Annotated in this window: 13 protein-coding genes and 1 rRNA gene; 12 read left to right on the plus strand and 2 right to left on the minus strand. The window is 42.0% G+C overall.

The features are described from left to right. The first annotated feature begins 66 nt into the window (after nucleotides 1–66). The 6 genes from A8805_RS17285 (at nucleotide 67) to A8805_RS17310 (ending at nucleotide 6,315) form a co-directional block, all read left to right on the plus strand. Nucleotides 67–1,212 (plus strand): hypothetical protein, encoded by a 1,146-nt coding sequence (locus tag A8805_RS17285; protein WP_146199457.1) that lies wholly within the window; start codon nucleotides 67–69, stop codon nucleotides 1,210–1,212. Between the two features lie 147 nt (nucleotides 1,213–1,359). Then, entirely contained in the window at nucleotides 1,360–2,133 is a 774-nt protein-coding gene (locus A8805_RS17290) for a threonine/serine exporter family protein (RefSeq protein WP_109713465.1), read from the plus strand. Further along, on the plus strand, nucleotides 2,130–2,567 hold the full coding sequence (locus A8805_RS17295) for a threonine/serine exporter family protein (RefSeq protein ID WP_109713467.1): 438 nt from the start codon (nucleotides 2,130–2,132) through the stop codon (nucleotides 2,565–2,567). Before A8805_RS17290 ends, A8805_RS17295 begins: the two co-directional genes overlap by 4 nt. An 88-nt stretch (nucleotides 2,568–2,655) precedes the next feature. Further along, nucleotides 2,656–4,125, plus strand: a complete 1,470-nt coding sequence (gene gltX, locus A8805_RS17300; RefSeq protein WP_109713469.1) for a glutamate--tRNA ligase — start codon at nucleotides 2,656–2,658, stop codon at nucleotides 4,123–4,125. Nucleotides 4,126–4,142: 17 nt separating this feature from the next. Then, entirely contained in the window at nucleotides 4,143–5,966 is a 1,824-nt protein-coding gene (locus tag A8805_RS17305; protein ID WP_109713471.1) for an ATP-dependent helicase, read from the plus strand. A 106-nt stretch (nucleotides 5,967–6,072) separates the two neighbouring features. Beyond that, nucleotides 6,073–6,315, plus strand: coding sequence for a hypothetical protein (locus A8805_RS17310; RefSeq protein WP_109713473.1), 243 nt, complete (start codon nucleotides 6,073–6,075; stop codon nucleotides 6,313–6,315). Between the two features lie 77 nt (nucleotides 6,316–6,392). Here A8805_RS17310 and A8805_RS17315 read toward each other — a convergent pair whose 3' ends face one another. Next, the gene (locus tag A8805_RS17315; RefSeq protein WP_109713475.1) at nucleotides 6,393–6,704 is read right to left on the minus strand and encodes a DUF1292 domain-containing protein; all 312 of its coding nucleotides are present in this window, start codon (nucleotides 6,702–6,704) and stop codon (nucleotides 6,393–6,395) included. A 197-nt stretch (nucleotides 6,705–6,901) separates the two neighbouring features. Between A8805_RS17315 and A8805_RS17320 the strand changes: the two genes are divergently transcribed. From A8805_RS17320 to A8805_RS17330, 3 genes are read left to right on the plus strand one after another with little or no spacing between them, the layout of a single operon-like run. Next, a complete protein-coding gene (locus A8805_RS17320) occupies nucleotides 6,902–7,903 on the plus strand; it encodes a sugar ABC transporter substrate-binding protein (RefSeq protein ID WP_109713477.1) in 1,002 nt (333 codons plus the stop codon). Nucleotides 7,904–7,926: 23 nt separating this feature from the next. Continuing rightward, entirely contained in the window at nucleotides 7,927–9,627 is a 1,701-nt protein-coding gene (locus A8805_RS17325; protein WP_109713479.1) for an alpha-amylase family glycosyl hydrolase, read from the plus strand. Nucleotides 9,628–9,668: 41 nt separating this feature from the next. Next, the gene (locus tag A8805_RS17330) at nucleotides 9,669–10,259 is read left to right on the plus strand and encodes a DUF5662 family protein (RefSeq protein ID WP_109713481.1); all 591 of its coding nucleotides are present in this window, start codon (nucleotides 9,669–9,671) and stop codon (nucleotides 10,257–10,259) included. Between the two features lie 115 nt (nucleotides 10,260–10,374). On the opposite strand, the gene A8805_RS17335 is transcribed toward A8805_RS17330, so the two are convergent. Further along, nucleotides 10,375–10,854: an S-ribosylhomocysteine lyase gene (locus A8805_RS17335; protein ID WP_109713483.1), complete on the minus strand. Its 480-nt coding sequence runs from the start codon at nucleotides 10,852–10,854 to the stop codon at nucleotides 10,375–10,377. A gap of 196 nt (nucleotides 10,855–11,050) precedes the next feature. Between A8805_RS17335 and A8805_RS17340 the strand changes: the two genes are divergently transcribed. The 3 genes from A8805_RS17340 to A8805_RS17350 all read left to right on the plus strand — a co-directional run. Next, entirely contained in the window at nucleotides 11,051–11,674 is a 624-nt protein-coding gene (locus A8805_RS17340; protein ID WP_109713485.1) for a histidine phosphatase family protein, read from the plus strand. A gap of 33 nt (nucleotides 11,675–11,707) precedes the next feature. Further along, nucleotides 11,708–13,033 carry a cytochrome c biogenesis protein/redoxin gene (locus A8805_RS17345; protein WP_109713487.1) on the plus strand — a complete coding sequence of 442 codons (1,326 nt, stop codon included), beginning with the start codon at nucleotides 11,708–11,710 and terminating at the stop codon, nucleotides 13,031–13,033. Between the two features lie 490 nt (nucleotides 13,034–13,523). Then, nucleotides 13,524–13,646: ribosomal RNA gene (locus A8805_RS17350) — 16S ribosomal RNA — on the plus strand; the annotation flags it as partial.

Here is a 13,646-nt window from a genome sequence, read left to right on the forward strand (position 1 = left end):
TTATGTAGAATTTAGGAATGTGGTGTTGTATTATGGAAGAAAGCGGAAAGATACAGGTGAAGGGTTATGGAATATTGTGGAAAGATTGTTGGGAATCAATCAATTAGAAAACGTGGTTTGCGTATGGCAGGTGTGTTACTTTCATTAGTTTTTATTATTGGAACTGTATATGAACTTCCGGCATTAAATTTTATGGAGATGGATTCTAAATATAGAGCTGAATTTGAAAACCGTCCCCAAAAGGCAGAAACTTTTCCTGGTACCGGTATACATACAAAAGATATTAAGGATATACTGGTGAAAGAAATCAGCGAGGTAAGGACTTCTGTGAAAAGCGCGGAAGAAAGTATTAAACAGCTGTCCAAAGGGGAGGCAGATTCTCTGCCAACTTCCTTTGCTGCGGAAAACGCTGTGGCAGATAATATTGTGGATGAGAGTATAATGGATATACCAGTAGATGATTCAAAAGTAGAGGTGCCGGTAATACCACCAATATCGGTAATACCGGAAACACCGACAAAGCCGGAGACTCCCACCGTACCAAACCCTTCCACAACACCGGATAAAACCGAAACACCGAATGAAACTGAAACACCGGATAATACTGGGGGATCAGGCGGAGTAAAAGAGGAAGAGGAGCCGGGAGAGAATACTGGCGGGGAAGAACCAATAGTTCAGCCGGAAGGATTTCTTATAAATGAGGGCGGCATGATTTACAGCTATAATCCAGAGGCTGGTTTGACGGATGAAAATGGTATTTTGAAACTTCCGTCAGAAGAATGTACAGGAATCCTGGCCAGCGCTTTTGTTGGGGTGGGAGCAGGCATTTGTGAACTTCATATTCCGGCAAATATAACTTATATTGAAACAGGAGCGCTAAATCAACTGACAGAATTAGGATGTATTGAGGTAAGTCCAGATAACCCTGCCTATATTAGCGAGGACGGAGTATTGTTCGACAGCAGCATGACAACCATTCTTGCGTTTCCAGTAAGCAGAGTTGGAAACCATATAGTTCCCGGTTCTGTGACCAGGCTGGCAGAGTATTCGTTTGCAGGTTCCGGGCTGGCAATACTTGATATGAGAAAATGTGGTATTGTTGAATTTGGAGAAAATGCATTTGAAGGTACTACATTGCAAATTTTTGCTCCTCGCGAATACAGGGAGCAATATGAAGAAATGCTTTCAGGCTCAGGCGTTGTAATACGGTAGTAGTAGACATATTTTAAAAATGTGTTAAAATATATACTTATTGAACTACTAATGTTCAATAAGGCATAAGGATTTGTACAGGCTATACGTGACGGTATCTGCAGGTACATGGCGTAATATGCACAACTGGTAAGGGCGGAATGAGATATGGACTATAAGCTTGTGATGAATATGGCCGTTATGGCAGGAGAATTGATGCTGCGCAGCGGAGCAGAGACACACCGGGTTGAGGATACGATGTACCATATCCTGCGCACAGCGAATGCGGAGACGGTTGAGGCCAGTGTAATGATGACGGGAATCGTTGCCACAATCGGCAATCCGGATATGGAGCCGATTACTGTAATCAAGAGGGTTCAGGAAAGGGGGACAAACCTGAACCGGATTATGCTGGTAAATGAAATATCCAGAAATTACTGCGCCGGGGAAATATCACCGGAAGAAGCCTATGAAGAATTAAAAGGCATCGGAGGGAAGCAGTATCATGTATGGGTGTACAATCTGGCCACCGTGATGGTTCCTGCCGGATTTGCCCCTCTGTTTGGCGGGGGTGGCATGGAAGTTTTGGCAGCGGCGGTAGTGGGGCTGATCCTGGCATTGATTATAACCGTTGGAAAAAGGCTGCAAATTAATGGGTTTATACTGGATACACTGTCTTCTCTGGGAGTGGCTGTAACGGCAATCTTTTTAAAACAGCTATTTCCGTTTCTGGATAACGATATTGTGATTATAAGTTCTATTATGCCGCTGGTACCCGGGGTTGCCATAACAAATGCAGTTCGCGATACTCTGCACGGAGATTACATTTCCGGCGGAGCAAGAATTTTGGAAGCGTTTCTAAAAGCGGCAGCAGTAGCCCTTGGAGTGGGAGCCGGCATGGCCCTGACAGGAGCCTTTTATATAGGAGGTGGTCTGCTGTGACACTATTCTTTGGCGTAGTCGGCTCCTTTGTAGCTGTAGCCGGATTTGCCATACTTTTGGAGACACCGGGAAAATATCTGCCTCATGCCGGGATAGCTGGGGCAATCGGAGGTTTTGTGTATCTGCTTGGCATAGAAGGAGAATTGAATGTGGTTCTTGCCTCCTTTCTCTCAGCCCTTGCAATTGCACTGACTTCCCATACATTTGCGAGAATATTTAAGGCCCCGGTGACGATTTTCCTGATTGCGGGAATTCTGCCCACTGTGCCGGGAGCGGGGATGTACCGGATTGTCTATTACATTATTGCAAATGACAGTGCTAAAAGCAGTTATTATCTGATACAAACCCTGGAGATAGCAGGCGTGATTGCGTTGGCTATTTTTATTATGGATACGCTGTTTAAAGTGCGCATAAAAAAGATAGAAAAGCCGTAAGGTCTTTTTGTTTGTTGAAGAATGGTAAAACTTGTTTTATAATTAATTTGGCAATAGACCAATGAATGAGAAGTGGAGAACGAAGAATATGAGTAAAATAAGAACAAGATTTGCACCAAGCCCGACGGGGAGGATGCATGTGGGGAATTTGCGGACTGCGCTGTACGCATATTTGATAGCAAAGCATGAGGACGGGGATTTCATCCTCCGTGTAGAAGATACAGACCAGGAGCGCTTTGTAGAAGGTGCTTTGGATATTATATACCGGACTTTGGAGAAAACAGGCCTGGTTCATGATGAAGGCCCTGATAAAGACGGCGGATATGGCCCTTATGTGCAAAGCGAGCGTAATACTACAGGACTGTACCTTAAATATGCAAAGCAATTGGTAGAGCAGGGGGATGCTTACTATTGTTTTTGTGATAAGGAGAGACTGGCATCCTTGAAAACAACAGTGTCAGAGGGAAGCGGCACAGATATCATAGTATATGATAAGCACTGTCTGGGACTTTCAAAGGAAGAAGTGGAGTTCAATCTTGCAGCCGGAAAACCATGGGTAATCCGTCTGAATGTGCCTAATGAGGGGACAACTGCTTTCCATGATGAAATATATGGAGACATCACAGTACCCAATGAAGAACTGGATGACATGATTCTGATTAAGTCTGATGGTTATCCGACTTACAATTTTGCAAATGTAATAGATGACCACCTGATGGAGATTACACATGTAGTCAGAGGAAATGAATACTTGTCCTCTGCACCGAAATATAACCGTTTGTATCAGGCATTTGGATGGGATGTACCGGTTTATGTGCACTGTCCGCTGATTACAGATGAGACCCATAAAAAATTAAGCAAACGCTGCGGACACTCTTCTTATGAAGATTTGATTGAGCAGGGATTTGTTTCAGAAGCAGTTGTAAACTTTGTAGCGCTGCTGGGATGGAGTCCTGCAGATACAAGAGAAATATTCTCACTGGAGGACTTGGTAAAGGCTTTTGATTATCATCATATGAATAAGTCTCCGTCTGTATTTGATACGGTGAAGCTGAAGTGGATGAATGGTGAGTATTTAAAGATGATGGACTTTGACACATTCTATGAAATGGCGGAGCCTTACATTAAAGAAATTATTACGAAAGATTATGACTTAAAGAAGATTGCAGGTCTTATAAAGACAAGGATTGAGGTATTCCCTGATATAAAGGGGCAGATAGACTTTTTTGAAGAACTGCCCGAATACGATATTGAGATGTACACACATAAGAAGATGAAAACAAATGCGCAGACTTCACTGGAAGTACTTCGTGATTTACTTCCGCTTTTTGAAGCGCAGGAGGATTACAGTAATGATGCCTTATTCGAAACATTGAAGAACTATGTGACGGAGAAGGGCTTCAAAAACGGTTATGTTATGTGGCCCGTGAGAACGGCTGTTTCCGGTAAGCAGAATACGCCGGGAGGAGCTACGGAGATTATGGATATTATCGGAAAAGAGGAATCTTTGAAACGCATAAAAATTGCAGTTGATAAACTGGCTGCAGCTCAGTCATAAGCTAGAAAGAGGTAAATATGAGTTTTAGTAAAGCTCAGAAAGATGCAATTACTCATGGGGAAGGCCCCTGTCTCGTCCTTGCAGGTCCCGGTTCCGGGAAGACCACAGTCATTGTAAATAGAATGAAATATTTGATAGAGAGGTTAAAGGTAAGGCCAGAAGAAATTCTGGTCATTACTTTTACCAAATATGCGGCGTCTGAAATGAAAAGCCGTTTTCACCGTTTGATGGGGAACAAAAGTCTGTCTGTTACGGTAGGTACTTTTCACGGCATATATTACGGTATTCTAAAGTGGGCATACCATCTTGGGCCCCAGAATATTTTATCTGAGGAGGAAAAGTACCAGATTATCAGACAGGCTGTTAGCCGTCAGGACATTGAAATTTTTGATGAGGAAGACTTCCTTTCAGATATTGCGGCAGAAATTGGAGTTGTTAAAAATAACAGGCTGGATGTAGAGTCTTACCATTCGGCAAAATGCAGTTCAAATGATTTCCAGAATATTTACCGGGAGTATGAGGCTCAGCGGAAAGGAGCCAGAAAAATTGATTTTGATGATATGCTGGTGCTCTGTCATGAGTTATTTTTAACAAGACCGGATATTTTGGAAATGTGGCAGAAGAAATTTCAGTATATTCTGATAGATGAGTTCCAGGATATCAATAAAGTCCAGTATGACGTAATTAGAATGCTGGCTAAACCGCAGCATAATCTGTTTGCGGTAGGGGATGATGATCAATCCATCTATGGTTTTCGGGGAGCAGATGCAAAGCTGATGTTCCAGTTCAAGGAAGATTATCCTGAGATGAGGCAGCTTCTTTTGGATATTAATTACCGCTCTACCTCTAATATTGTGGAAAATGCTTTAAAGGTAATCGGAAATAATGAGATACGTTTTGAGAAAGAGATCCACGCAGAGAAACCCAAGGGCCTGAGTCTCCATGTACAGGAAGTGAGGGATCCGGCGGAGGAGAGCCAGTATGTGCTGGAGGAAATACAGAAGCGTATACAGGCAGGGATAGAGCCGGAAGAAATTGCTGTGTTGTTCCGGATTCATACGGATGCAAGACATTTGGTGGAGAGGCTCTGGGAGCAGCAGATTCCTTTTCAGATGAAAGAGCACATGCCTAATATATATAATCATTTTATCGCCAAGGATATCAAATCCTACTTTAAGATGGCAGCAGGAGGCCGGGAGCGTCAGGAGTTTTTGCAGATTATGAACCGGCCCAAGCGATATATCGGGCGGGATAGTCTTTCAGGCAGAGAGGTTGCTTTTGAAGATTTGAGAAAGTTCTACTGTGATAAGGACTGGATGCTGGACCGGGTGGATCAGTTTGAATGGGATTTGAAGATGCTTGGAAAGATGGCTCCTTATGCTGCCATACAATACTTACGCAAGAAAATAGGATATGATGATTTCCTGAGAGAATATGCAGCTTCCCGAAGAATACAGGCCAGTGATTTGTTCGAGGTTCTTGCGGAGCTGGAGGAAGCGGCACGCCCCTTTTCCTCGCTGGAAGATTGGTTTGTCCATGTAGAAGAGTACACGAATGCTCTGAAAATCCGGGAGAGTAATAAAGAGCTGACCCAGAACGGAGTGCGGCTGATGACCATGCACTCTGCAAAAGGGCTGGAATTTGATACAGTATATATTATAGAGGCAAATGAGGGGCAAATCCCTTACAAGAAGTCTCTCAAGGAGCAGAAGGAAGAGGAGGAGCGCCGGCTGTTTTACGTGGCTATGACGAGAGCGAAAGAGCTGCTTAAAATTGTATATGTAAAGAAAAAGAACGGAAAGGATGCAGACCCCTCCCGTTTTGTGGATGAATTATTTTAGGATATGGCTCTGGACCTAAGCGATAATCCTTGGATTATCCGTTTTTATATGCTACTATCATAATATAATTCACATACAAGTTCATTTTTCAAAAGGAGGAATACCAATGGAAACTGAATTGTTATCAAAAACGGAGTGTTTTGAAGAGCACTGCATCCTTAAGGAGCGTTTGAAAGCACAGAATATCTCCTTCCGTGAGAAAATCAAGGGAAATGATTCCATCTTGGATTTGGCTGGCAAGTTTCTGGTTTTCGGAAGACCCAGTCTCGGTATGCCGAAAGAGCGCCAGAATTTTTATTGCATTTATGTCAGTCCGGAGCAACTTGAATTAGCAAAAAAACTGTTATAACCTTATAAAAAATGTCCCCGTTTTGAAATAGGGGACATTTTTGCTCTAGTGATATCAAAGTTTGCTTAAAAACAGGTTTAGTTATCCTCTGGTTCTTCATCCAGATCCAAATCTTCGAATTCTTGAGAATCCAGCCATTCATCGAATTTGTCGGCAACACGTTCATACTCGTCGTCATCCTCAATATTCTCTAACTGGGGTTCCTCCTCCTCTGTCTCAGAGTAACGGTAAAGGAAAACTTGTCCGTCCTCATTGTTGCCTTCTTCATCCAGAGGAAGCAGAGCGATATACTCTTGTCCTTCAGTTTCAAAAATAGTAAGAACGGCACATTCCAATTCCTCATCGTTATCTAGTGTTAATGTTACAGTGAGTGCTTCGTTTTCGCTCATAAATATTCTCCTTTTTATTATTGATATCTCAACTCTAACAAAAAGGATGATAAAAAGCAAGAAAAAACATAAGCTTGTGACTCTTGACATTGTTATGAAACACGATAGAATAAAAGAGATAGGTTTTTAACCTTATGGGAAAGCAGCAAAGCGGATTTAAGTATCCGCCTTGACTTTACATAACAGGAGGATGTTTGATGAAAAAGTGGATACTTAGTGTATTTGTCATGGTTTTGGCGGCATGTATGCTTCTTGTAGGGTGCAAGAAGAATGTGGGTACGCCTGAAGATAATGCAGTAGAAAAAGAGGAAGCAGATGGAACAGAAGAGGCGGAACAGCAGGATACGTATACCTTTGGTTATAGTTGTATTGATATGGATAACCCGTATTTTGAAACTCTGCAGATGTCAATAAAGACTACGTTGGATGAAAATGACTTTCAGTTAATTACAAAGAATCCTGGCTCCGATGTGAATCTTCAGATTGAGCAGATTCAGGAAATGATTGAACAGGAAGTGGATGCTGTTTTCCTCTGCCCGGTGGACTGGGAGAAGATAACTCCAGCTTTGGAGGCGCTCAGGAAGGCAGATATTCCTGTGATTAACATAGATACTCAGGTAAAGGACACAGAGCTGGTAAATGCTTATATTGGCTCTGATAATAAAAAGGCAGGATATTTGTGTGGGGAAGATTTGATTGAACAGCGCCCGGACGGGGGGAAAATTGTGATTTTGGAGTGCCCGTCTCTGAACTCCATTAATGAAAGGATTACGGGCTTTGAAGAAGCCATTATTGATGCAGGGTTTGAAGTGCTGGCAAGAGCTGATGTGGGAGCACAGAAAGATAAGGCACAAAGTGAGATGGAGAATATTTTGGAACAATATTCTCAGATTGATGCTGTAATGTGCGGGAATGACCAGGCAGCTCTGGGCGTTTTACAGGCAATGAAGGATGCAGGCAGGGGTGGTATTCTTGTTTATGGCGTGGACGGCTCTCCGGGAGTAAAAAGTGAATTATTAAAGCCGGGTACCTGCATGGCAGGAACAGGGGCTCAGTCTCCAATTAATATCGGAAAAAAGGCGGTTGAGACAGGAATTGCTATATTAGAAGGAAATGATTACGAGAAAGAAACTTATGTGGATACGTTTTTTATCAATAAAAATAATGTAGAAATGTACGGAACCGACGGCTGGCAGTAACAGAGAAGAGAGGACAGGAAGTTATGAAGAAAGTGCAAGGAAGCCCGCAGCCGCTGGGCGTAACAATAAAAGATGACAGGGTGAATTTTGCAGTTTCTGTACCGAAGGGTAAAAGATGTGAGCTTCTGTTGTACCGGGCCGGCAAAGAGGAGATTGAATGTGAGTATCCTATGCCGGAGCATGAAGCAGTGGGAGAAGTACGTTTTCTTGCTATAGAAGGAGTAGATGCCGCACAGTATGAGTATAATTACAGAGTAGACCAGAAAGTGTGGATTGACCCATATGTAAAGGAAATAACAGGGCATAAAGTGTTTGGGCAAAAAGAAAATCTGGATTCCCATAAGGTAAGAGGCAGATTCTTCGAAGAGGATTTTGACTGGGAGGGGGACAGGCTGCTCCAGATACCATGCCATGAAGTAATTGCCTACAGTCTGCATGTACGGGGATTTTCTATGCACAGCTCATCAAAGGTAAAACACAAAGGCACATTTGCCGGAATAGTGGAGAAATTGCCATATCTGAAAGATTTGGGGATTAATCAGATCCAGTGTATGCCAATTTATGAATTTGAAGAGTTTACAGGTGTGCGCCAGAACTACTGGGGATATGGGAGAGGCTATTACTTTGCTCCTAAGGCATCATATGGGGCTTCAGATTATGTGCGAAGGGAATTGAAAGAGATGGTAAAGTCCTGCCATAAGGCAGGCATTGAGGTCGTGCTGGAAATGCCTTTTGCGGAAGGGATACTTCCTCAGACAGCGGTAGAGTGTCTTAGATATTATATGCTGGAATATCATATTGACGGATTTATAATTAATCCTTATGTTGTCCCGTGGGAGGGGCTGACAAAGGACCCAATTCTTCGGGGTGTTAAAATCTGGAAGAAGGAAGACTGGTTTCAAAACGTTATGCGCCGGTTTTTGAAAGGGGATGAAGGCATGGTGGACGAAGCCGCACGGGCACTGCGCCGTAACACGAAGGAGGATGGGTGCTGTAACTATATTACCACCCACACCGGATTTACCTTATACGATCTTGTATCTTATGATTCCAAACACAATGAGGCGAACGGAGAAAATAATGAGGATGGTCCGGAATATAATTACAGCTGGAACTGTGGGGCAGAAGGGCCCAGCAGAAAGCAGACTGTAATAGAATTAAGAAAAAAACAAATCAAAAATGCCTTCTTTCTTTTATTGACGGCACAAGGGGTACCATGCCTTTTGGCAGGGGATGAGTTTGAGAATACCCAGAAGGGAAATAACAACGTATACTGTCAGGACAATGAACTATCCTGGTTAAACTGGAATAAATTAAAGAATAACGATGCTATGTTCCAGCACGTAAAAGCATTGATTGCATTGCGCAAGTCCCATCCTGTGCTTCACAGAGAAGGACTGCTGCTGGGGCTGGACCGGATAGCTTGTGGGATGCCGGATGTGTCTTATCACGGAGAAAATGCCTGGCAGATTCCCACAGAAATTCCGAGCAGGCAGCTTGGCGTATTGTACTGTGGAAAGGAACTGGGAGACACAGACTGTTTCATTGCTTACAATATGCATTGGATAAAGCATTCTTTTGCACTTCCCACGCCGTCCGGAGGGAAAAATTGGTATCAGGTTATGGAGACATCAGCCGGTGAATATGATAAACCCAAGCTTTTGGAAAATCAGAAGAGGATGACCGTAAAGGAAAGGAGCATCGTATTTTTGGTTGGTAAATAACCTCACAAAAGTCAGAAATATAGGAAGGACGGTAAAACAATATGAAAGCAGTACAACATTTTTGTACAATAACCAGGCATAAAATGTTGGTCATGAAGGAATGTTTCCGTGTAGGAATGTATAAACAGGGGCTACTTCATGACCTGTCTAAATATAGCTGGACTGAATTTAAGGTGGGCTGTAAGTATTATCAGGGCGACCGGAGTCCGAATAACGCAGAAAGAGAAGACAAGGGATGCTCCTACGCATGGCTTCATCATAAAGGGCGTAATAAGCACCATTATGAATATTGGATAGATTATGGTTTAAATGGAGGCAAAGACATGGTTGGCATGAAAATGCCCACCCGGTATGTGGTAGAAATGTTTCTGGATAGAATAGCAGCCAGTAAAATATATAGAGGGACAGATTACAAGGACTCAGATCCCCTGCAATATTTTTTGCATGGGAAAGGCTACTATGTGATGCATAAAGAGACAGAAGCGCTTTTGGAAAGCCTTCTTACAATGCTTGCTGAAGAGGGAGAAGAGAGAACTTATGCTTATATCCGAAGCAAGGTATTGAAAAAACAAAAGTCAGATAAAAAAAAGAAAGCAGTTTCATCACAGAAGAAACCTGCAGGAACTGCATAAATTTACACTTAGTATACACCATTGAACATTAGTTGTTTAAGAAGCATAATATTTGTCCTCCGGGAAGCGGTTTTTCTTCCCGGAGGATTGTTATATTCCAGAAGTTTTTCCGGGATTATTCAGGATAATATAGCTGATGATCTTGAATATTAAGAAGCACATCATCCAAATATCTTTTCGCGGTGTATTTTGCCATTGGCAGATTCATATCCAGACAATTTCCACAATCTTTCGCAGAAGCACCTGGAATTTCCCCTTCAAAAGATGCCATAAAATGAAACATTTCCTTCATAAGCGGTACAATATCACTGGACTCATAACTGCCGGAGAGGAGAAGATAAAATCCTGTACGGCATCCCATAGGTCCAAAATAGAGTACCTTATCTTTAAACTCTTCATGGTTTCTCAGGAAAGTAGCTCCCAGATGTTCTAAAGTATGAATTTCTGCAGTATTAATAACAGGCTCCTCATTGGGATTCGTCATTCTTATATCAAAAGTGGTGACAGGATGTCCATTTACAAAATCTTTCCTGGAAACGTAAAGTCCAGGTATGAGCTTGATATGGTCTATTGTAAAACTAGTGATTTTCTCCATAATATTGTCCTCTTTTCTTAAAAAATATTTGTTTTATTTATTATAACGGCAGTAATAGAAGAAGACAAGCCGGAAAAGTTGACGAATAAGAAAGAGTCGACTATACTGGATAGATATAAGTTACATAAGCAGGGAAACATCCATGTCACTAAGGCTTGAAAGAACCAAGTCTAAGATTCATAGCAGGAGGCAGATTATGAAGTTATATCTTGTCCGTCATGGCGAGACAGTATGGAATAAAGAAGGAAGGGTACAGGGGCATTCTGATATCCCTCTGAATGAATATGGCAGATATTTGGCAGAAGAAACAGCAAAAGGATTAAAGGATATCCCCTTTGAGCTGGCTTACACAAGTCCTTTGAGCCGGGCAAAGGAAACTGCAGAAATCATATTGGCAGGCAGAGATGTTCCTATATATGAGGAAGCCAGGATACAGGAAATGGGATTTGGAGCCGCAGAGGGATTGCGTTGCCGCGGAGAAAACAGGGAGCCGGAAAGTGACGAATTCAATAAGCTTTTTACAGACACAGAAAATTATAAGGTGCCGGAGGGCGGAGAGTCTATTTTGCAGTTGATGGATAGAATCCGGGGATTTTTGCAGAAATTGTACGAAAATCCCAAGTTACAGGATAAAGCAATATTGATTACTAGTCACGGAGCAACACTCACTGCAATGTTGAATTTGATAAAAGGGAAGAAAGAGATTGCGGAATTTTGGGAAAATGGAGTGCCGGTAAATTGTGCGGTAACAGAGGTTGAGGTAAGGAATGGAAAGCCTGAGATACTTTGTGAAGGCAAAGTTTATTATGAGCGGAAATAGAACATTCATTTATTTTGGAAGGGAGAGAATAATATGGGTTTTTCATTAGATGTTAGTGTACCAGTTCTTACAGTATTTCTTCAGGGGCTGATAAGTTTTTTTTCTCCCTGTGTTTTGCCGCTGATACCACTTTATATAGGATATTTGTCAGGAGGTACTAAGAACATAGGAGAGGATGGGAAGGTCTATTATAGCAGAAGAAAGGTTATGATAAACACCTTGTTTTTTGTTGTAGGCATTAGCTTTACATTTTTTGCTCTGGGACTTGGTGTGTCTGCTTTGGGTGCAGCTTTTAAGGGGAGCCAGACATTATTTGCCAGAATCGGAGGAATCCTGATTATTGTGTTTGGTTTGTATCAATTAGGGTTCTTTGGAAAGTCAAGAGTACTGAGCAGTGAGCACAGACTCCCATTTAAGCTGGACCGCATGGCTATGTCACCTTGGACAGCATTGATTATGGGGTTTACTTTTAGTTTTGCATGGACTCCATGCGTAGGACCGGCATTGTCAAGTGTTCTTTTGATGGCAGCTTCAGCAAATACAAAAGTACTTGGGTTTGTTTTGATTGGTGTTTATACATTAGGATTTATATTGCCGTTTTTAGCTGTCGGAGTATTCAGTACCACATTGCTGGATTTATTTAAGAAGCATAGCAATGTGGTAAAATATACAGTGAAGGCCGGAGGTGTACTGATGATATTGATGGGGGTCATGATGTTTACTGGAAAAATGAATGCCATCACAGGATATTTATCAGAGGTACAGACATCGCAGGAACAAAATAAACCAGAGGAAGAGAAGCCTAAGGAGCAGACATCTCCGAAAGAGGACGCGCAGGCAGAAGAACAAGAGAATGAGGAAGAAGGACAGTCTGGACAAAACGGAGAGACTAAACAGGAAGATAATACCGCGCTAACGGATGCAATTGATTTTGAATTGAAAGATCAATTTGGAAATGTGCATAAACTTTCTGATTATAGAGGGAAAACAATTTTCATGAACTTTTGGGCAACATGGTGCCCGCCTTGTCGTGCAGAAATGCCTGACATTCAAAAGCTGCACGAGGCTTATCAAAGTGAAGAAAATCCGGAAGTTGTTATTCTGGGGGTTGCTGCACCGGGGTATGGCAGTGAGCAGGATGAAGAAGGAATTAAAAAGTTTATGGAAGAAAACGGATACACCTACCCAGTTTTAATGGATGAGGGCGGAAGTCTGTTTGAACAATATAGTATATATTCCTATCCAACCACCTTTATGATTACAAAAGAGGGTAAGGTGTTTGGTTATGTCAGCGGACAGTTGACTGAAGATTTGATGAAAAGCATCATAGCACAGACCATTGAGGGAAAAAGAAATTAGAGGAAAGCAGTCATTTTTCGGAAGAGTATTTGGTATAAAGTGCATGTAAAACTGGGAAATATGGGGGTTTTGCACTTAATTGGAAAAAAACAGAAAATATCCTTGACAAATAATAAGAATACGTGATATTATATCAAAGCTGTCGCTTGAGAGATAAGCAAAAACATCTCCTCAGGGAGCAAAAGAAAGGCGAAATAAAAATAAAAAAGTTCTTGACAATAAGAAGCGGACATGATATCCTATAAAAGTTGCCGCTGACGACAAGAAACGACAGCGAAAACGACAAAGAACCTTGATAATTAAACAATAGACAACAAACCCTTGAAAATTTCTTATAGAGAAAATTTTTAAGAACAGCATCAGAAATGATGCACCCATCACTGGAAGAGATTCCGGTGGTAAGAACAGTAAAACATGCTTATTGAACTACTAATGTTCAATAAGAGGGATAGAATTAGCTAGTAGCGATTCTTGACTGGAAACAAACACTTTTAACGAGAGTTTGATCCTGGCTCAGGATGAACGCTGGCGGCGTGCTTAACACATGCAAGTCGAGCGAAGCACTTTACTTGGATTTCTTCGGAGAAAAGAGTGTAGTGACTGAGCGGCGGAC

The sequence above is a fragment of the Faecalicatena contorta genome, assembly GCF_003149105.1.
Lineage (GTDB): Bacteria > Bacillota > Clostridia > Lachnospirales > Lachnospiraceae > Muricomes > Muricomes contortus_C.